A 19,094-nucleotide genomic window follows, 5' to 3' on the forward strand; every position below is an offset into this window, starting at 1 on the left:
GTGGTTTGATAACTTGAGGTCATACGGAATTCAGACCCGGCGCGGCCTCACCCATCCGCCAGAACTCATGCGGTGCAGACGCTTACGATCTGACCTTCCAGAGAGCAGCCGACACAGCCCACAGTAGCGATGACGCAGATGAACAACCTGAACGAAACACACGCCTCCTTCATGCTGGAAAAGGTCGGCACGATCGTTGCCGCCTACGTGTCCCGCAATGCCGTCGGAATGGCCGACCTGCCCGGCCTCATCGACCAAGTCCACTCAGCGATCTCGGTCCTTCGGGGCAGCGGCTCGGGCGCAAACTCGACCGGGCTGACGCCCGCGCAGGTCGAGGCCTCGATCCAGCGCGATGGCCTGATCAGCTTCATCGACGGCCGCTCGTACAAGACGATGAAGCGCCACCTGACGGCGAACGGCCTGACGCCCGAGCGCTACCGGGCCAAGTACGGCCTGCCGGCCGATTACCCGATGGTCGCCCCGGGCTACGCCGCCAGGCGGTCCGAGATTGCCCGGGCGATCCAGCTCGGACAGAAGGCCGGCTGAGCCGTGGCGTCCGGCCTCTCGCAGGCTCCGGACCGGTCGCCGGAGCCGCGTCCGGACACGGCGCGGTCTCGGGACGCCCTGGAGCGCGTCGCCCGGACGCTCGGCGTCCCGGTCACGACCTTCTTCCCGGACGAGGACCGTCCGGACGCGGCGATCGCGCAGGCGGCCGACCTCGTCTCCGCCTTCGTGGCGATCGAGAACCCGGCCGCGCGCCGGACCTGCCTGGCCTTCGTACGGGCGATGTCGAGTTCCTGAGGAGTCGGGGGGCACCTCAGGAGGCTGGGTCGGAGACTGTTCGTTCCGTTGCGCGGGGCGGCTGCGGTCACCGGCCCGGCCACGCGTCAGAACAGGTGGCGCAGGAGGAAGAACAAGAGCGCCGCGAGCGTGATCGCCGCCGGCAGGGTCAGGATCCAGGCCAGCGCCATGTTGCGCACCGTGGACGTCTGGAGCCCGGAGCCGTTGGCGGCCATCGTGCCGGCCACGCCCGACGACAGGATATGCGTGGTCGAGACCGGCAGGCCGTAGAGCTCGGCGAGCCCGATCGTGCCGGCGGCCACGATCTCGGCCGAGGCGCCCTGGGCGTAGGTGAGATGGGTCTTGCCGATCTTCTCGCCCACCGTCACGACGATGCGCTTCCAGCCGACCATGGTGCCGAGCCCGAGGGCGAGGGCGACGCAGACCTTCACCCAGCCCGGGATGTAGCGGGTGCCGTCGTTGAGCAGGCCGGAATAGCGTTTCAGCGTCGCCTTGTCGGCCTCGGAGAGGTCGGCTCCGGTGCCCGGCAGCAGCCGCACCGCGTCGGCGGCGAGGTACATGTCGCTGCGCAGGTTCTGCGTCTGGGCGGCCGGCACGGTGCGGATCGCGCCGTAATTCTTCACGCTTGCGGCGATGTCGTTCGAGAGCGCCGCGAGCGCGGCATAGACCGGCGGCCGGTCGAGCGCCTTCGTCTTCAACGCCTCCGTCACCGTCCGGCGCGCCGCGGCGGCATCCGGCACCGGTGCGCCGGGGGCGCGGGCGGAGAAGACCTCGCTCGCCGCCGTCGAGCTCTGCACGAAGGCCGGGGTCGTGTCGTCCGCCATGGTGCGGTTCAGCGCGTAGGCGGTCGGGGCGGCGCCGATCAGGATCAGCATGATCAGGCCCATGCCCTTCTGTCCGTCATTGCCGCCGTGGAAGAAGGAGACCAGCGTGCAGGTCAGGATCAGCAGGCCGCGGATCCACAGGGGCGGGGGCGTATCGCCCTTCGGCGCCTCGTAGAGGTCCTTGCGGCGCACGGCGAACTTGAGCGCGAGCAGCAGCAGGGCCGCCAGCACGAAGCCGCAGACGGGCGAGAACAGCAGCGCCTTGAACACGTTGAGCGCCTGAGTCCAGTCGACCCCGGAGGTGCCGTCGCCGCCGTTCATCAGCTGGTTGGCGAGGCCGACGCCGAGCACCGAGCCGATCAGCGCGTGGGACGAGGAGTTCGGCAGGCCGAAGGCCCAGGTCCCCAGATTCCAGATGATCGCGGCCAGCAGCAGCGCGAAGATCATCGCGTATCCGGCATGGGAGCCGACATTCAGGATCAGCTCCACCGGCAGCAGGGTGACGATGGCGTAGGCCACCGCCCCGGAGGAGAGCATCACCCCGAGGAAGTTGAAGAAGCCCGACCAGATCACCGCCACGAGCGGCGGCAGCGAGTGCGTGTAGATCACCGTGGCGACCGCGTTGGCGGTGTCGTGGAAGCCGTTCACGAACTCGAAGCCGAGCGCGATCAGCAGCGCGAGCCCGAGCAGCGCGAAGGCGCCGTAGGCCAGCGGCGCCTCGCCGACCGCGTTCATGTCGGCGATCAGGCTCACGACGGCGTAGGAGAGGCCCGCCACCAGCACGAGCAGGAAGGCGACGAGGCCGCCCAGATGCATCCCGTGATCGAGACGCGGGCCGCCCTCGGGCCTGCCTCGCGCGGCGCCCGACGGCATCACGGCGGAATCGGACATGCAGCCTCGCGCGAAATCATTTTTGGTGGTGAACCGGGATTAAAATGCGCGCGTGACGGCCCGGTGACACAGCGCCCGTGACCGGTCGTGGAGGCCGTATCCGATCGGCCGGGACATTCGGATGAACGCGGGCGTCTCCGCCTAGCCTGTCTTCGCCGCCGAAGATCCGGTCGCCGATCGAGGAACGACGCGTCCGGGCCGGGCGACCGGTCGCCCCGCCGTCAGGCGACTGTCACACGCCTGACGCGATCGGGCCGCTAGCGACCGGGCCGCGCACGAGCGAACGAGAGATCCGCATGATTGACGCCACGGTGCCGGCCCTGTCGTTCGGCGCGCTCCTGGCCCTCGTCCAGATCGGCAGCATCGCCATCGCGGGTCGACGCCTCGGGCAGGTGCACGGCCCGTCGCGGTTTCCGGCAGGCGCGCCCGTCTCGGTGATCCGCCCGCTTCACGGGCTGGAGTCCTACAGCGAGGAGATGCTGATCCGGAGCTTCCGCCTCGATTACCCGGCCTACGAGCTGATCTTCTGCGTGGCCGATCCGGGCGATCCGATCGTGCCGATGGTGGAGCGCCTGATCGCCGCCCACCCACAGGTGCCCGCCCACCTGATCCTCGGCGATGAGCGGATCAGCGAGAACCCGAAGCTGAACAACTGCCTGCGCGGCTGGCGCGCCGCCGCCCACGACTGGGTTGTCCTGGCCGATTCCAACGTGGCCATGCCGCCGGACTACCTGCAGCGCCTCCAGGCGGCGTGGCGCGCCGAGACCGGCCTGGTCTGCTCCACCCCCGCCGGGGCGCGCCCGGGCAGCTTCATGGCCGAGGTGGAATGCGCCTTCCTCAACACCCTGCAGGCGCGCTGGCAATACGCCGCCGAGGCCTTCGGGCTTGGCTTCGCGCAGGGCAAGAGCATGCTCTGGCACAAGCCGTTCCTGGACCAGCGGGGCGGCCTTCAGGCGCTCGCCGCCGAGATCGCCGAGGACGCGGCCGCCACCAAGCTGGTGCGCGCGGCCGGCAAGCGCGTCCACCTCGTGGCGAGCCCGTTCGAGCAGCCGTTGGGCCCGCGCGGCTTCCGGGAGGTCTGGTCCCGGCAGCTCCGCTGGGCGCGCCTGCGCCGCGTGACCTTCCCGCTGTTCTTCGCGCCCGAGATCGGCAGCGGCGTCCTGCTGCCGGCGCTCCTCGTCGCGCTCTGGGCCGGCAGCCTCGCGGGCCTCGCCGGCGCTGCCGGCCTCGCCGCCCTGTGCTATGGCGCCGAGCACCGGCTTGCGCTCCGCGCGGGCTGGCACCGTTCGCCCCGCATGCTGGCGGCCTTCCCGGTGCGCGACGCCCTGATCCCGGCGATCTGGCTCGGCGCCTGGGTCCAGAGCGCCATCGTGTGGCGCGGCAACGCCATGGACGTGCGCCCGCGGCGGGCCGCCGAGGCGCGCAGCTACGCGCCGACGGCCTGACGGCGCCCGACAATCCGGAGGCCGAGACGTGTCGCGCCGCTACGCCCTGTACTGCCTGCCCGCCCCGGGCTCGCGCCTCGAAGCCTTCGGACGGGGCGTGCTCGGCTACGACAACGTTTCCGGAGAGCCGGTTCCCCATCCAGAAGGCCTCAATGTCCTCGCCACCGTCACCGCAGGGGCCCGGACTTACGGATTCCACGCCACCCTCAAGGCGCCCCTGCGCCTCGCGGCGGGTGCCACCGAGGCCGGGCTCATCGCCGCCGCCCGCGACCTCGCGGCCGCGCACCCGCCGGTGGCGGTCGGGCCCCTGACGGTCGCCGCGCTCGGGGCGTTCCTCGCCCTGGTGCCGGAAGACCCGCCGCCGGGCCTGGGGCTGCTGGCCGCCGAGTGCGTCGCGGCGCTCGACCCGTTCCGCGCGCCGCTCACTGAGGCCGAGCGCGCGAAGCGCCGCCCGGAGCGCCTCGATCCGCGCGGCCGCGCGCTGCTCGATCGCTGGGGCTACCCGTACGTGTTCGAGGCCTTCCGCTTCCACATGACCCTGACCGACGCCCTGCCGGAGGCCGAACGCGACGCCTGGCACCGGCGCCTGTCGGAGGCCTACGCCGCCTCCGGGCCCGAGCCCCTGGTGATCGACGCCCTCGGCCTCCTGGCCCAGGACGGGGCCGGGCCGTTCCGGCTCCTGGCACGCCTGCCCTTCGGAGAACCCCGTGGCTGACCTTTCCCTCGGCCGCGAGCCGGCGATCGACCCGAGCGCCCGGGTCGCGGATTGCCGCCTCGGCCGCTACACCGAGATCGGCGCCCGAACCCGCCTCACCGAGACGATCCTCGGCGACTATTCCTACATCGGCCAGGACGGCGAGGTGATCTACACCACGATCGGCAAGTTCTGCTCGATCGCCGCCAGCGTCCGGATCAACCCCGGCAACCACCCGATGGAGCGCGCCTCCCAGGCGCATTTCACCTACCGGGCGCAGTCCTACTGGCCCGAGGAGGCCGACGAGCCGGCCTTCTTCGACCGGCGCCGGGCGAGCCCGGTGGCCATCGGCCACGATGTCTGGATCGGCCACGGCGTGGTGGTCCTGCCCGGCCGCACCATCGGCACCGGCGCGGTGGTCGGGGCCGGCGCGATCGTCACGCGCGACGTCGAACCCTATACGATCGTGGTCGGCAATCCCGCCCGTCCGGTCCGGCGCCGGTTCCCGGACGCCGTCGCCGCGCGCCTGGAGCGCCTCGCCTGGTGGGATTGGGACCACGAGCGCCTGCGCCGGGCGCTCCCGGATTTCCGCGGACTTCCGATCGAAGCCTTCCTCGATCGATACGGAGCCTAGAGCGGCAATCGACAGTAAACGTTGTGCCGGCAAACAACATTGGATCGTATTCGTCATCCAATCGTCGTGGAACCGGCGTTTAGGTGCGGCCATTCCGCGGCGGATGGATGCATGCTGGTCATCGAGGATCTTACGCGCCAGTACGGCGGCCGGCGCGCCGTCGACGGTGTCTCGCTGCAGATAGAGCCCGGCAGCTTCGTCGGCGTGATCGGCCGGTCCGGTGCCGGCAAATCGACGCTGCTGCGGCTCATCAACCGGTTGGCCGACCCGAGTTCCGGGCGCATCCTTCATGACGGGCGCGACGTCACGCGGCTGCGGGGCCGCGCCCTGCGGGATTGGCGCACCCGCTGCGCCATGATCTTCCAGCAGTTCAACCTCGTCGGCCGCCTCGACGTGATGACCAACGTCCTGATGGGCCGGCTGAGCCACGTGCCGAGCTACCGGTCCCTGCTGCGCCAATGGTCCGAGGAGGACCGGGCGATGGCGCTCGCCGCCCTGGAGAGCTTCGACATGGGCGAGTTCGCCGGCCAGCGGGCGGACGGCCTGTCGGGCGGCCAGCAGCAGCGCGTCGCCATCGCCCGCGCCCTGGTGCAGGAGCCCGAGATCCTGCTCGCCGACGAGCCGGTCGCCTCCCTCGATCCGCGCAACACCCGCCTGGTGATGGACGCGCTGGCCGAGGTGAACCGCCGCTACGGCATCACGGTCCTGTGCAACCTGCACTCCCTCGACCTCGCCCGCGCCTATTGCGACCGCCTCGTCGGGCTCAGCGCCGGCCGGGTGGTGTTCGAGGGCGGGCCGTTCGACCTCACCGAGGATGTCGCCCGCCGGCTCTACGGCCTGGAGGCCGGCGAGGTGCTCGACGATTCGGCGCGCCGCGAGGCCGAGCAGCGGGCGGCGATGCCGGGCCGGCCCGGCATCGTGCCGGCGCGGCCCGTGCGCGAGGCCGCCCTCGGCGCCTGAACCGGGCCGTCCGGCCCCAACACCAACCACGGATCGGGAAACGCCCGGCCGGCCCCGCGCCCGGCCGAACCCGCGACACACGCCGACACGAAGGACGACACGATGATCACCCGACGCACCCTCGCCGCAGCCGCCACGGCCCTCGCGCTCCTCGGCCTGCCGGCCGCCGCCCAGGACTGGAAGGCGCAATATCCCGAGCTGACCCTGGCGGTGATTCCGATGGAGAATGCCAGCGGCACCGTCGACCGCTACGCGCCCCTGGCGGACTACCTGACCAGGACGGTCGGCGTGCCGGTGAAGCTGCGGGTTGCCAGCGACTACGCCGCGGTGATCGAGGGCCAGCGCGCCGGCAACATCCAGCTCGCCTTCTACGGGCCGGCCTCCATCGCCCGCGCCGCGATGACCGGCGTGAAGGTCGAGCCGGTGGTGAGCCCGATCCACGAGACCGGCGCCGCGGGCTACTACTCGGTGATCTACGCGCTGGCCTCCAGCCCGTACAAGACCATCGAGGATCTGAAGGGCAAGAACCTCGCCCTGGTCGATCCGAACTCCACCTCCGGCAACCAGGCGCCGCGCTTCTTCCTGAAGCGGGCCGGCTACGACGTGGACAAGTTCTTCGGCAAGGCGGTCTTCGCCGGCAGCCACGAGAACGCCGTCCTGGCGCTGACCCAGGGCACGGTCGAGGCCGCCGCCAACCTGTGGAATTCCGAGACCGACTCGATCGTCACCCGCATGATCGCCAAGGGCATGCTGAAGAAGCCGGACGGCACGCCGATGCAGAATTCGGACTTCCGGGTGGTGTTCAAGTCCGAATTCCTGCCGGAAGGGCCCTACGCCATGCTGTCCACCCTGCCGGACGACCTGAAGGCCAAGATCCGGGAGGCGTTCGTCGCCCTGCCGAAGGCCGACAAGGCCGCCTTCGACCGGCTCTCCGACGGCAAGGACCAGGGCCTCAAGCCGGTGACCCTCAAGGATTACCAGCCGATCATCGACATGCTGCGGTTCAACGACGAGCAGCGCAAGAAGTCCTGATCCGGAGACGACGGCCTTGCGTGGCCTGACGAAGCTGCCGCCGGAGCGGGAAGCCACCCTCTCCGGCCTCTACGCGGCCTCGACCGGCGCCGCGCGGCGCCGGACGCTGGCCGGGTTCGCGGCGGTCGCGGCCCTGGCCCTCCTCGCCGGGTACGCCGCCGAGGTGCGGCCGCTGGTGCTCGCCGGGAACATCGGCAAGTTCACCGCCTACATCCAGCAGATCCTGCCCCCGGTCGGCCTCGACCATCCGGTCGAGGATCTGCGCGCCTGGTACTGGGGCCTGCCCGGCTGGCTCGCGCTGCTGGGCGAGACCCTGCTGATGGCCTATCTCGGCACGCTGCTGGGGGCGCTGGCGGGCTTCGCCCTCAGCTTCGTCGCCGCCGCCAACTTGGTGCGGTCGCGGCTGCTGCGGATCCTGGCCAAGCGCTTCCTGGAAGTCTGCCGCACCGTCCCGGACGTGGTGTTCGCGCTGATCTTCGTGATCGCCTTCGGCCTCGGACCGATGGTCGGCGTGCTGGCCATCGCGATCCACACCACGGGGGCGCTGGGCAAGCTGTTCTCCGAGGTGGTCGAGAATATCGACATGCGGCCCGTCGAGGGCCTGTCCGCCTCGGGCGCCTCCTGGGTCGAGACCGTGCGCTTCGCGGTGCTGCCGCAGGTGCTGTCGAACTTCGCCTCCTACGGGCTGCTGCGCTTCGAGATCAACGTGCGCGGGGCGGCGGTGCTGGGCTTCGTCGGGGCAGGGGGGATCGGCCAGGAGTTCCTGGCCGCAATCCGCAACTTCTACTACGCGGACGTGAGCGCGATCCTCGTGCTGATCATCCTGACGGTGTTCTGCATCGACCTCGCCACCGAGCGGGTCCGCCACCGGCTGATCGGCCCGGAGACTGTCCGATGAGCCCGCCCCGCACCGGAGCCCTGCGGGCGGCGGCCCGGGCCGACCTCGCCCGGCTGCGCGCCCGCTACCCGGCGCAGTTCCGCGCCGACCGGGCGGCGCGGGCGCGCCTCGTCGTCGGTCTCGGCGTCCTGGTGGGTCTCACCGCCCTGGCGTGCTGGCGGCTCGACATGTCGGTGGCGCGGATCCTCCACGGGCTTGGGCGGCTCGGCACCTTCGCGGTGCTGATGCTGCCGCCATCCCCGGAGGGCCATCTCTGGACCTTCCTGCACGCGCTCGGCGAGACGCTGGGCATCGCGTTCCTCGGCACGCTCACGGCGGCGATGCTGGCCTTCCCGGTGGCGTTCCTGGCCGCCCGGAACGTCGTGCCGAACCCGTTCGCCCGGTTCGCGGTCCGGCGCGGCCTCGACATCCTGCGCTCCGTGGACGTGCTGATCTGGGCGCTGATCTGGATCAACGTCGTCGGGCTCGGCCCCTTCGCCGGCCTGCTGGCCATCGCCTGCTCGGACGTGGGCGCGCTGGGCAAGCTGTTCTCCGAGGCGATCGAGACCTGCGACCGCCGCGCCGGCGAGGGCGTCGTCGCCTCGGGCGGCTCGGCCCTCCACCGCATCCGCTTCGGGCTGATCCCCGGGGTTCTGCCGGTTCTGGCGAGCCAGGTGCTGTACTTCTTCGAGTCGAACACCCGCTCGGCCACGATCATCGGCATCGTCGGCGCCGGCGGCATCGGCCAGTACCTCACCGAGCTGATCCGCGTGCTGGAACTGCAGCAGGTCGCCTTCCTGGTGCTGATGATCCTCGTCACCGTGGCGGCGATCGACTGGGTCTCGACCCGCCTGCGCCGGGCGATCATCGGGCCGGCGGCGCGCTGAAAGTCTGGCCGGGTGACGTCATTCCGGGGCGCCGCAGGCGAGCCCGGACCCGGATGGGGCACGCCGGAGGCGGGCAATTCTGACCCGCCGCCGCATCCAGGCCTTGTCCAAGTCTGTTCACCCCCCGATTACCAGCTCCACCCGGTCGGCGGCGAACAGGGTCCGGTTCGCCTGGATCGGCACGCCCGCGGGATCGACATTGACGCTCGACACCACGAGGACGACCCGCCCCGGCGCGATGTCGAGCCGCCGCGCCTCCTCGGCATCGGCCGGGCGGGCGCGGACGCGTGTCGAGAGCCGGGTGTAGTCGGGGACGCCGCAGGCCGCGAAGGCCCGGGTGATCGAGCCGCGCGCGGCATAGGCCTCGCCGAAGCCGGCGAAGCGCGGCAGCGGCAGCCAGGTCAGCGCGGTCGAGAGCGGCGCGTCGTCGGCCCGGTGGACGGTCTGCAGTTCCAGAATGGGCGCGCCGGGGGCGAGGGCGAGCGCCGCCGCCTGCTCGGGCCCGGCCGGCCGCGTGGTCGCGCCGATCAGGTCACCCCAGGCCTCGCGGCCCGCCCCGGCGACGATCTCGGAGAAGCGGGTGCGCGGCCCGATCGGGTAGGCGAGGGGCGCCTCCTCCACGAAGGTGCCCCGGCCTTGGCTGGCGCGGACGAGGCCGCCCTCGGCGAGGGCGGCCAGCGCCCGCCGCACCGTGTGCCGGTTCACCGCGAACCGCGTCGCCAGGACGGCCTCCGGGGGCAGCTTCTGGCCCGGCGCGTAACCGCCTGCCGCGATCTCGGCCGTCAGGGCGTCGGCGATCTGCCGCCACGCCGTCAGTCCCTCGCCCCGGACAAGGCCGGGTGCCTGCGCCTGCGCATCCATCCTGTCATCCAAACTTCATTTGTGGCCGGCACGCCAGTTGTCTATACACCTATACAACCGAGCGATGGAGGGAGTCGCGGTGACGACGAACCCGAGGGATCCGGAATCCGGCGGCGATGGCGCGGCGCGCCGGGCCGTGATGGCGCTCTGCGCCGAGGCGAGCCGCGCCGATCTGGAGGCGGCCCTGTCGGCGCTCGACAGCCCGGCCAGCGCGGATCTGCGGCCGCCCGAGACCGGCCTGGTGATGGCGACCGGCCGGATCGGCGGCGACGGGCGCCCGTTCAATCTCGGCGAGGTCAGCGTGACCCGGGCCGCGATCCGCCTCGCGGACGGCCCGGCCGGCTTTGCCTACCATCTCGGTCGCGACCGCACGAAGGCGCGGCTCGCCGCGATCCTCGATGCCCTCTGGCAGGACCCGGCCCGGCGCGCCCGGGTCGAGGCGGCCCTGGAGCCTGCCGCCCGGCGGGTCGAGGCGTCCCGCGCGCAGGCGGCCCGGCGCACGGCCGCGACCCGGGTCGACTTCCTGACCCTCGCCCGCGGGGAGGATTGAGCATGCTCGCACCCGGCTTCGCCGATCCCGTCCACGATGCGCAGGCGGCGTTCCGCGCAGTGATGGACGCGCTCGCCCGGCCCGGCCGAATCCGGCCGCTCGACGCCGGCCTCACGCCGCCCGCGCCGCTGACGCCGGAACTCGCCGCCGTCGCCCTGGCGCTGACCGACGCCGACACGCCGGTCTGGCTCGACGCCGCCCTCGCCGACGCGCCGGAGGTCGCCGCGTATCTGCGCTTCCACACCGGAGCGCCGCTCACCGACGACCCGGCCCGGGCCGCCTTCGCGCTGGTCCGCGAGCCCGCGCGTTGCCCGCCGCTCGGCCGCTTCGCGCCGGGTACGCCGGCCTATCCCGACACCTCGACCACCCTGATTCTCGCCCTCGACGCCATCACGTCGGGGGCGGGGCTGCACCTGACCGGTCCCGGCATCGCGGGGAGCGCCCGCATGGCTCTGACGCCCCTGCCGGCCGGCTTCGTCGGCCAGCTCGCCGAGAACCGCGCCGACTTTCCCCTCGGCGTCGACCTGATCCTCACCGCTCCGGGCCAGGTCGCCGGCCTGCCGCGCTCCACCGTCGTGACGGAGGCTTGAGCCATGTACGTGGCCGTGAAGGGCGGCGAGGCCGCCATCGACAATGCCCACCGGCTCCTCGCCGAAGCGCGCCGCGGCGACCCGGCCGTGCCGGAACTGTCCGTCGCGCAGATCCGCGCGCAGATGGCGCTGCTGGTCGACCGGGTGATGACCGAGGGCTCGCTCTACGATCCCGACCTCGCGGCTCTGGCCCTCAAGCAGGCCCGCGGCGACGTGGTCGAGGCGGTGTTCCTGGTCCGCGCCTACCGGACGACGCTGCCCCGGTTCGGCGCCTCCGTGCCGCTGGAGACCGGCGCGATGGCGGTGGAGCGCCGGATCTCCGCCACCTTCAAGGATCTTCCGGGCGGCCAGGTGCTCGGGCCGACCTTCGACTACACCCACCGGCTGATCGACTTCGCCCTGGCCGCCGAGGCGGATGTCGAGCCCGCGGCCGAGGCCGAGCCGCGGGCCGATGCCGGCACCTGCCCGCGGGTCACCGACCTGCTGGCGCAGGACGGCCTGATCGAGCCCTCGCCCCCGGATGACGGCGCGCCCGCGGGTGACCTCACCCGCGAGCCGGTGGATTACCCGGCCGACCGGGCGCTGCGGCTCCAGGCGCTGGCGCGGGGCGACGAGGGCTTCATCCTGAGCCTCGGCTACTCGACCCAGCGCGGCTACGGCCGCACCCACCCGTTCGTGGGCGAGATCCGGGTCGGCGAGGTCGCGGTCGAGTTCGTGCCCGAGGAGCTGGGCTTCGCGGTGCCGCTCGGCCGGGTGCGGCTCACCGAGTGCCAGATGGTCAACCAGTTCAAGGGCTCGCGCGCGGCGCCGCCCCAGTTCACCCGCGGCTACGGGCTGAGCTTCGGGCAGAGCGAGCGCAAGGCCATGGCGATGGCCCTGGTCGACCGGGCGCTCCGCGCCGAGGAGCTCGGCGAGCCGGTGGCGAGCCCGGCCCAGGACCAGGAGTTCGTCCTGGCGCATTGCGACAGCCTCCAGGCGACCGGCTTCGCCGAGCACCTGAAGCTGCCCCACTACGTCGACTTCCAGGCCGAGCTGGAGCTGGTCCGGCGCCTGCGTGCCGAGTTCGAGCAGACATCCGAGTCCGTCGAGATGCAGGAGGCCGCGGAATGAGCGCCGCGATCGCACAGCGCCCGGAGAGCGAACCGGGCTACAACTTCGCCTATCTCGACGAGGGCACGAAGCGGATGATCCGCCGGGCCATCCTCAAGGCGATCGCGGTGCCGGGCTACCAGGTGCCCTTCGCCTCCCGCGAGATGCCGATGCCCTACGGTTGGGGCACCGGCGGCGTGCAGGTCACGGCCGCGATCCTCGGGCAATCGGACGTGCTCAAGGTGATCGACCAGGGGGCCGACGACACCACCAACGCGGTCTCGATCCGCCGCTTCTTCGCCCGGACCTCCGGGGTGGCGACCACCACCCGCACCACCGAGGCGACCATCATCCAGACTCGCCACCGCATCCCCGAGACGCCGCTCGCCGAGGGCCAGACCCTGGTCTATCAGGTGCCGATCCCCGAGCCCCTGCGCTTCCTCGAACCGCGCGAGACCGAGACGCGCCAGCTCCACGCGCTGGCCGAGTACGGCGCCATGCACGTGAAGCTCTACGAGGACATCAGCCGGCACGGCCACATCGCCACCACCTACGCGTATCCGGTGGAGGTCGCCGGCCGCTACGTGATGGACCCGTCGCCGACGCCGAAATTCGACAACCCGAAGATGGACGATTGCCCGGCGCTCCAGCTCTTCGGCGCGGGCCGCGAGCGGCGGATCTACGCGGTGCCGCCCTACACGCGGGTGCGCAGCCTCGATTTCGAGGATCACCCGTTCCGCGTGCAGGAATTCACCCAATCCTGTGCCCTGTGCGGGGCAAGCGGCCACTACCTCGACGAGGTGGTCACCGACGATTCCGGAGGCCGGATGTTCATCTGCTCCGACACCGACATCTGCGAGACCCGCGTGGCGGAGGCGGCCCGATGAGCGCGCCACTCCTCTCCGCCCACGGCCTGACCAAGGCCTATGGCAACCGCCTCGCCTGCGCGGGGATCGATCTCGACGTCACCGAGGGCGAGGTGCTCGCCATCGTGGGCGAGTCGGGCTCCGGCAAGTCGACGCTCCTGTCGCTGCTCGCCGGCGAGCTGGCGCCCGATTCCGGCGAGGTCCGCTACCGGATGCGTGACGGGCGGACCCGCAGCCTCGCCGATCTCGGGCCCGCCGAGCTGCGCCGGCTGATGCGCACCGACTGGGGCTTCGTCCGCCAGGACGCGCGCCAGGGCCTGCGCATGGCGGTCTCGGCCGGCGGCAATGTCGGCGAGCGGCTGATGGGGATGGGCGAGCGCCATTACGGCCGGATCCGCGGCCAGGCGCTGGACTGGCTCGGCCGGGTCGAGATCGAGGCCGGTCGCGTCGACGACCCGCCGAGCCAGTTCTCCGGCGGCATGCGCCAGCGGCTCCAGATCGCCCGCAACCTCGTCACGGGGCCGCGCCTCGTGCTGATGGACGAGCCGACCTCCGGCCTCGACGTCTCGGTCCAGGCCCGGCTCCTCGACCTGATCCGGCGCCTCTCGGCGGAGCTCGGGCTCGCGGTGATCATCGTGACCCACGACCTCGCGGTGGCGCGGCTGCTCTCGCACCGGATCGCCGTGATGCGGGCCGGCCGGGTCATCGAGACCGGCCTGACCGACCGGGTGCTCGACGATCCCGAGCACGCCTACACCCAGCTCCTCGTCTCTTCGGTGCTCGCCGCATGACCGCGCTTCTGACCTTCGAGGACGTCGCCAAGAGCTTCACCCTGCACCTGCGCGGCGGCATCGTGCTGCCGGTGGTGGGCGACGTCAGCTTCACCGTGGAGCCCGGCGAGTGCGTGGTGCTCGGCGGCCCATCGGGGGCGGGCAAGTCCTCGCTCCTCAAGATGGCCTACGGCAATTACCGCTGCGACGCGGGTGCCATTCGGGTCCGCGACGGCGACACGAGCGTCGACGTGGTCCGGGCCGATCCGCGGGTGGTGCTGGCGCTGCGGGCGCGGGTGATCGCCTACGTGTCGCAGTTCCTGCGGGTGATCCCGCGGGTCTCGGCCCTCGACGTGGTCGAGGCCGCCGGCCGCGAGGGCGGGCTCGACGCCGAGACGGCGCAGGCCCGCGCCAAGGACCTGCTCGCCCGGCTGAACCTGCCCGAGCGGCTCTGGGGCCTGCCGCCCGCGACCTTCTCGGGGGCGAGCAGCAGCGGGTCAACATCGCCCGGGGCCTGATCGCCGACCGGCCGCTGCTGCTGCTCGACGAGCCGACCGCCTCCCTGGACGCCCAGAACCGCGCCGTGGTCGCCGACCTCGTTCGCGAGAAGCTCCAGGCCGGGGCCGGCGTGCTCGGCATCTTCCACGACAGCGAGATGCGCGACGCTGTGGCGACCCGGGTGGTCGATGTCACCCGCTTCGCGCCGCAAGCCCGGGCAGCCTGAGGAACAAAGATGGACGACCTGATCCTCGAGAACGCCACCCTGGTCCTGCCCGACCGGGTGCAGCGCGGCTGGCTCGCCGTCTCCGACGGGGCGATCGCCGAGATCGGCGAGGGCCGGGCGCCCGCGCGCGGCCTCGATTGCGCCGGCGATTACCTGATCCCCGGGCTGATCGAGCTGCACACCGACCATCTGGAGAGCCACTACGCGCCGCGCCCCAAGGTCCGCTGGCACCCGCTCGGCGCGGTGCTCGCCTACGACGCGCAGATCACCGCCTCGGGCATCACCACGGTGTTCGATTCGCTGCGCGCCGGCAGCGATCCGGACGGCAGCGGCCTCGGCTCCGAGCTGGAGCAGCTCGCCGGCGCCATCGCCACCGCCCGGGCCGGCGACCTGTTCCGGGCCGAGCACTTCACGCATCTGCGCTGCGAGCTGCCCTCCACCGACGTGCTCGACACGGTGGCGACCTTCACGGCCCGCTATCCCGTGGGCCTGATCTCGCTGATGGATCACACCCCGGGCCAGCGGCAGTTCCGCGACATGGAGAAGTACTACACCTACGCCACTCGCGGCGGGCGGCCCATGGAGGAGATCCGCGCCAACACCGAGCGCAAGATCCGCGACGGCCGGGCGCTGAACGCCAAGAACCGCCCGGCGCTCGTCCAGTTCGCCCGCGAGATGGGGATCCCGCTGGCGAGCCACGACGACACCACCCTGGCGGATGTCGATCTCGCGGTCGGCGAGGGGGTGCAGCTCGCCGAGTTCCCCACCACCCTGGAGGCGGCCGAGTCCGCCCACCGGCACGGGATCACCGTGATGATGGGTGCGCCGAACCTGATCCGCGGCGGCTCGCATTCGGGCAACGTCGCCGCCGCCGCCCTGGCCGAGGCCGGGCGTCTCGACATCCTGTCGTCGGATTACGTGCCGGCCAGCCTGCTGATGGCGGCCTTCCTGCTGCCCGAGCAGGTCCCCGCCATCACCCTGCCGGAGGCGCTCGCCACCGTCACGGCGAACCCGGCCCGGGCCACCGGCCTGACCGACCGCGGCGCCCTGCAGGCCGGCCTCCGGGCCGATCTCGTGCGGGTGCAGCGGGCCGAGGGCGTGCCGGTGGTCCGCGCGGTCTGGCGCGCCGGGGCGCGGGTCGCCTGATGCCGGGCTGCCTCGTTCTCGTGGTCGGCCCGAGCGGGGCCGGCAAGGACACGCTGATCCGGCTGGCCCGCGAGGCTCTGGCCGACGATCCGCGCTACGTCTTCCCGCGCCGCCTCGTGACGCGGCCGCCCTCGGCCGACGAGGACAACGACCAGATCGACGAGGCCGCCTTCGCGGAGGGCTGCGCGGCGGGCCGGTTCACCCTGAGCTGGCGCGCCCACGGCCTCGGCTACGCCCTGCCGGAGGCGGCGGGCCGGCTCGCGGCGGACGGGCACGTGGTGGTCTGCAACGTCTCGCGCCGCATCGTGGCCGAGGCCCGGGCGGCTGGCCCGCCTGTGAGCGTGGTCGAGATCACCGCGCCTCCCAAGATTCTGGCGCAGCGCCTCGCGGCCCGCGGCCGGGCGGAGGACGGCGACCTCGCCGCGCGCCTGGCGCGGGAGGGGCAGGTCGAGCCGGATATGCGGATCCTCAACACAGGGGCGCCGGAGGAGGGCGCGGCGCGCCTGGTGGCGCACCTGCGCGGCTGTTGAGCGGCGATCACTGGCCCTGCCGCCATTTCAGATAGGCTTGGTAGATCTCTTCCTTCCCGGCCTTCCGGTTGGGCTGTGACTGGAAGAACCGGTCGAGATCCGGCTGGTCGGCGGCCTCCTGCTCCCGGTGGCGATCGAGCCAGTCCTGCGCGGGCCGGAAGCGCGTCCAGCCGTTCACCGAGGCCGCGAGGTTGACCTCGCGCCATTTGGGATGCCGCTGCGGGGCCAGGAACTTGTCGAACTGGCCGAAGAAGGCGTCGACGAAGCGGACGAGCTTGTCGTAGCGCGCCGAGCCCCGCGGACTGTTGTAGACGCCGAGGACCGTGCCCACCGCGACGGTCTCCACCGCTTCGTCGGCCACGAGCTTCGGGTAATCGGCCCGGGTCAGGGCCGCGGGGATGTAGGCCTCGTTCATCGTGTCCGGGTAGGGCGCCTTCACGAAGTGGAAGCGGTCCCCCGGATCGAAGCCCGCGATGAAGGCCACGGGCTTCGCCGCCACCGACACGACGGCCGCGATCTCGCCCTTGCGCAGCATCTCGAGGGCGGTCGGCTGGTCGACGTTGATCGCCTCCACGGTCACACCGAGTTCGCGGAACATGGCCCTGCCGCTGTAATCGGTGCCGCTACCCTTGACGTCGAAGCTGACCCGCTTGCCGGCCAGATCGCTGACTGTCCGGACCTCTTTGGGCGCGATGACGTGGAGTTCGTCATCGAACAGCTTGGCGATGAACTGGATGTGCCGCTCGATGTTCTTGAGCCGCTTGTCCTGCCGAAGCTGCTCCAGCGTGTCGGTGCGGACGAAGCCGAGATCCACGCCTTTCAGGAAGCGGATGTCGTAGGCGTTCTCACCCGCCCCCTTGCCGAGGATCGGCAGGACCCGCAGCTTGTCGCCGTCGTCCAGCACGAAGGCGAGATCGGCACCGACGCGGAAATAGGTTCCGCCGGGCGTGCCGGTCACCACCGTCACGGTGTTGGCGTTCATGCGGTCGCCGAGGGCGGCCTCCGTTGCCGGGCCGCTATCGGGAGGCGTGGTGTCGGGGGCGGCCGCGGCGGGGCCGGACGCCATCAGGGCGAGCCCGAGAAGGGCAGCGTATCGGGCAAGCCTCGGCATGTGCGTGTCCCTCGGTGATCGTCGGATTGTGGTCAGGGCGCGGGGTCAGCGGCCCGTCGCGGCGAGCAGCCGCTCGTCCGTCGGGGTCTGACCCGCGGCCTTCGCGTACAGGCTTCGGGCGAGATCCGGATCGGCCCGCAGGCCGCGCACGTTCCAGCGCCGCAGCATGGCCGGGTCCCAGGTCTGGGCCAGGAGGAAGGTCGCGTCCGCGGCGTTGCGCGCCTGTGCACGCTCCAGCAGCAGTCGGGCGCCGCTGATGTCGCCGCGCCGGATCAGGCCCCTGGCGCGCTCCACCAGCGGGTCGACCTGCGGCGTCGGCTGGGTGGTTCCCGGGGGATGCGCGAGCCGCCCGGACGCGCCCTCGGCGGCCGGCCGCCTCTCGGCGACGGCCGGCGGCGCCGGGCGATCGATCGCCGCAATGGTCTCGGCCGGCGTGCCGCTGGCCGGCGGTACGCCGACGCCTGCGGTCGCGACCGCTGCATCGGGCACCGCGGCCTTGGCAATCACCGGGGTGGCCGACGGCGCGCCGCGCGTGGGTGCCGGTGGCGAATCAGGGCCGCGCGGCCCGTCACCGGCGGTCACGGGCCGGTCAGGATCGTTGGGGAGGAAATTGACGTTGAGGAGGCTCGTCGCAACATCGACCTGCCCACCGGGCTCCGGCGTCCAGATCGCCGCGACGGCGAGCGGAAAGCTGCTCTCACGCCCGTCGGTCTGGGTGATCTGAATATTCGGAAGATCCCACGCGCTGATGTCCACCTCCCGCTTGTCGTCGGATGGCGAGAAGGTGTTGGTGGAGTCGCTGATCGTCACGCCTCGGGGCAGGCCGAGCAGGTGGATGGCCTCGATGGAGATCGCACCCACGCGGACAAGCCTGACATCCAGCGGAAGCGGAGTACCGAGCTTTCCGGATACATCGTGCGTGGCCACGAACAGATCCGCCGTCTTGCCCCGCGCGGGATCCGCATCGCTTGCGCTGCCCGGCGCGGCGGCGTCGGCAGGAGGCTTGCCGCCCGAGTTCTGTGCAGAGGCCGGCGGCGCGAAGCAGGCGATCGACGCGAGTGCTGCCAGAGTCGGCGCGTATCCCGCCCTATTTCGGCAAAACGTTTCCATCGGATGCACTCCTTATCGGGCGCTACTCCGTTATGTATGGCGTCGAGTACAGTGCTGATCCGTCAGCGTCAATTAATATCGGTTAGACTCGTGGGTTTGATCGCGGAAATCGGTGACGAAATCAGTTGATTTGAAAGTGATTAGGGTACGCGACTGTGTCACGTCGCAGGGATCAGGTCCGGTTCACAGTCACGGACGGCCCCATCTCTACTCTTCACGACGCCGGGTCGTTCGGCCAGTCGCGGTCGTCGGCTTGCGCGAGGGGTGTGCCGCGAAGCCGGGTCGCATGCTTCAGGCGGTCGAGCGGAAGGCCGCCTGAATGTGGGCCACTCTTGTCAGCGAAACTTCAGAGAAGCACGCGAGTGATTTGTGATCAGTAGGTGGAAAAATCTGTTCCAGGGTGGCTTTGATCAATTTTGGCTACGGTATTCGGCAAAATAATAGACCGTCCGCTTCGTGACGGATGGGCACGAAGAGGTCTGCGGCGTCGCGCGCCGCATCGTCGCCGAGGGAGGGCGGGCTGGCGGAATGTGAGCGCGGTCGCGGTCGCCGCGCCCTGAAATTCCGGCGCGGCGTCTCGCGGCCCGGGCTGCTCACGGCCCGAGGCGGGTCTTCGAAGGTCCGCTGGCCGGCCGCGGGACCACCTGTTGCAGCCGTTGTGAGGCCGCTGGGATGCACGGCGCCGATCCGGGTCGCCCTCGT

The 19,094-nt window shown here is 71.6% G+C and carries 20 protein-coding genes and 1 pseudogene; 17 read left to right on the forward strand and 4 right to left on the reverse strand.

From position 1 onward, the window contains the following. Positions 1 to 138: 138 nt before the first annotated feature. Positions 139 to 546 (forward strand): Ros/MucR family transcriptional regulator, encoded by a 408-nt coding sequence (locus M6G65_RS27905; RefSeq protein ID WP_238194535.1) that lies wholly within the window; start codon positions 139 to 141, stop codon positions 544 to 546. A 3-nt stretch (positions 547 to 549) separates the two neighbouring features. Continuing rightward, positions 550 to 801, forward strand: a complete 252-nt coding sequence (locus M6G65_RS27910) for a hypothetical protein (RefSeq protein ID WP_192706066.1) — start codon at positions 550 to 552, stop codon at positions 799 to 801. Positions 802 to 887: 86 nt separating this feature from the next. Here the strand turns inward: M6G65_RS27910 and M6G65_RS27915 are convergent, their stop codons facing one another. Beyond that, complete coding sequence (locus tag M6G65_RS27915; protein ID WP_250103144.1) at positions 888 to 2,516, reverse strand: inorganic phosphate transporter; 1,629 nt, start codon at positions 2,514 to 2,516, stop codon at positions 888 to 890. Between the two features lie 296 nt (positions 2,517 to 2,812). Here M6G65_RS27915 and M6G65_RS27920 point away from each other — a divergent pair, with 296 nt between their 5' ends. The 7 genes from M6G65_RS27920 to phnE (M6G65_RS27950) all read left to right on the forward strand — a co-directional run bounded on the left by M6G65_RS27920 (position 2,813) and on the right by phnE (M6G65_RS27950) (position 9,045). Beyond that, positions 2,813 to 3,961, forward strand: a complete 1,149-nt coding sequence (locus M6G65_RS27920) for a ceramide glucosyltransferase (protein WP_238194537.1) — start codon at positions 2,813 to 2,815, stop codon at positions 3,959 to 3,961. A gap of 28 nt (positions 3,962 to 3,989) precedes the next feature. Continuing rightward, positions 3,990 to 4,676 (forward strand): DUF1045 domain-containing protein, encoded by a 687-nt coding sequence (locus tag M6G65_RS27925; RefSeq protein ID WP_238194538.1) that lies wholly within the window; start codon positions 3,990 to 3,992, stop codon positions 4,674 to 4,676. Next, entirely contained in the window at positions 4,669 to 5,289 is a 621-nt protein-coding gene (locus M6G65_RS27930; RefSeq protein ID WP_250103145.1) for an LbetaH domain-containing protein, read from the forward strand. Before M6G65_RS27925 ends, M6G65_RS27930 begins: the two co-directional genes overlap by 8 nt. Before the next feature lie 111 nt (positions 5,290 to 5,400). Beyond that, positions 5,401 to 6,249, forward strand: coding sequence for a phosphonate ABC transporter ATP-binding protein (gene phnC, locus M6G65_RS27935; RefSeq protein WP_238194540.1), 849 nt, complete (start codon positions 5,401 to 5,403; stop codon positions 6,247 to 6,249). A gap of 102 nt (positions 6,250 to 6,351) precedes the next feature. Continuing rightward, positions 6,352 to 7,281 carry a phosphonate ABC transporter substrate-binding protein gene (phnD, locus tag M6G65_RS27940; RefSeq protein ID WP_238194541.1) on the forward strand — a complete coding sequence of 310 codons (930 nt, stop codon included), beginning with the start codon at positions 6,352 to 6,354 and terminating at the stop codon, positions 7,279 to 7,281. A 16-nt stretch (positions 7,282 to 7,297) separates the two neighbouring features. Next, the gene (phnE, locus tag M6G65_RS27945) at positions 7,298 to 8,179 is read left to right on the forward strand and encodes a phosphonate ABC transporter, permease protein PhnE (RefSeq protein WP_238194542.1); all 882 of its coding nucleotides are present in this window, start codon (positions 7,298 to 7,300) and stop codon (positions 8,177 to 8,179) included. Next, a complete protein-coding gene (phnE, locus tag M6G65_RS27950; RefSeq protein ID WP_238194543.1) occupies positions 8,176 to 9,045 on the forward strand; it encodes a phosphonate ABC transporter, permease protein PhnE in 870 nt (289 codons plus the stop codon). Before phnE (M6G65_RS27945) ends, phnE (M6G65_RS27950) begins: the two co-directional genes overlap by 4 nt. Positions 9,046 to 9,162: 117 nt before the next feature. Here phnE (M6G65_RS27950) and phnF read toward each other — a convergent pair whose 3' ends face one another. Next, positions 9,163 to 9,906 carry a phosphonate metabolism transcriptional regulator PhnF gene (phnF, locus tag M6G65_RS27955; protein ID WP_238194544.1) on the reverse strand — a complete coding sequence of 248 codons (744 nt, stop codon included), beginning with the start codon at positions 9,904 to 9,906 and terminating at the stop codon, positions 9,163 to 9,165. Between the two features lie 139 nt (positions 9,907 to 10,045). Between phnF and phnG the strand changes: the two genes are divergently transcribed. From phnG to phnN, 8 genes and pseudogenes are all read left to right on the forward strand, one after another. Further along, positions 10,046 to 10,456 (forward strand): phosphonate C-P lyase system protein PhnG, encoded by a 411-nt coding sequence (phnG, locus tag M6G65_RS27960; protein WP_238194924.1) that lies wholly within the window; start codon positions 10,046 to 10,048, stop codon positions 10,454 to 10,456. Positions 10,457 to 10,458: 2 nt separating this feature from the next. Then, entirely contained in the window at positions 10,459 to 11,046 is a 588-nt protein-coding gene (gene phnH / locus M6G65_RS27965) for a phosphonate C-P lyase system protein PhnH (protein WP_238194545.1), read from the forward strand. A 3-nt stretch (positions 11,047 to 11,049) separates the two neighbouring features. Next, on the forward strand, positions 11,050 to 12,156 hold the full coding sequence (locus tag M6G65_RS27970; RefSeq protein WP_250103146.1) for a carbon-phosphorus lyase complex subunit: 1,107 nt from the start codon (positions 11,050 to 11,052) through the stop codon (positions 12,154 to 12,156). Continuing rightward, a complete protein-coding gene (locus M6G65_RS27975; protein ID WP_238194547.1) occupies positions 12,153 to 13,022 on the forward strand; it encodes an alpha-D-ribose 1-methylphosphonate 5-phosphate C-P-lyase PhnJ in 870 nt (289 codons plus the stop codon). The genes M6G65_RS27970 and M6G65_RS27975 overlap by 4 nt, the downstream gene beginning before the upstream one ends. Next, on the forward strand, positions 13,019 to 13,792 hold the full coding sequence (gene phnK / locus M6G65_RS27980; RefSeq protein ID WP_192706080.1) for a phosphonate C-P lyase system protein PhnK: 774 nt from the start codon (positions 13,019 to 13,021) through the stop codon (positions 13,790 to 13,792). Before M6G65_RS27975 ends, phnK begins: the two co-directional genes overlap by 4 nt. Further along, positions 13,789 to 14,495 (forward strand): annotated as a pseudogene (gene phnL, locus M6G65_RS27985) (phosphonate C-P lyase system protein PhnL). The gene phnK and the pseudogene phnL overlap by 4 nt, the downstream one beginning before the upstream one ends. Positions 14,496 to 14,504: 9 nt before the next feature. Continuing rightward, positions 14,505 to 15,641 (forward strand): alpha-D-ribose 1-methylphosphonate 5-triphosphate diphosphatase, encoded by a 1,137-nt coding sequence (locus M6G65_RS27990; protein ID WP_238194549.1) that lies wholly within the window; start codon positions 14,505 to 14,507, stop codon positions 15,639 to 15,641. Then, entirely contained in the window at positions 15,641 to 16,171 is a 531-nt protein-coding gene (gene phnN, locus M6G65_RS27995; protein ID WP_238194550.1) for a phosphonate metabolism protein/1,5-bisphosphokinase (PRPP-forming) PhnN, read from the forward strand. The genes M6G65_RS27990 and phnN overlap by 1 nt, the downstream gene beginning before the upstream one ends. A gap of 7 nt (positions 16,172 to 16,178) precedes the next feature. Here phnN and M6G65_RS28000 read toward each other — a convergent pair whose 3' ends face one another. Together M6G65_RS28000 and M6G65_RS28005 are read right to left on the reverse strand one after the other, a co-directional pair. Beyond that, entirely contained in the window at positions 16,179 to 17,282 is a 1,104-nt protein-coding gene (locus M6G65_RS28000; protein ID WP_238194551.1) for a TAXI family TRAP transporter solute-binding subunit, read from the reverse strand. Positions 17,283 to 17,327: 45 nt separating this feature from the next. Continuing rightward, positions 17,328 to 18,392, reverse strand: coding sequence for a hypothetical protein (locus M6G65_RS28005; RefSeq protein ID WP_250103147.1), 1,065 nt, complete (start codon positions 18,390 to 18,392; stop codon positions 17,328 to 17,330). Positions 18,393 to 19,094 lie beyond the last annotated feature (702 nt).

This window comes from Methylobacterium tardum, assembly GCF_023546765.1.
Classification (GTDB): domain Bacteria; phylum Pseudomonadota; class Alphaproteobacteria; order Rhizobiales; family Beijerinckiaceae; genus Methylobacterium; species Methylobacterium tardum.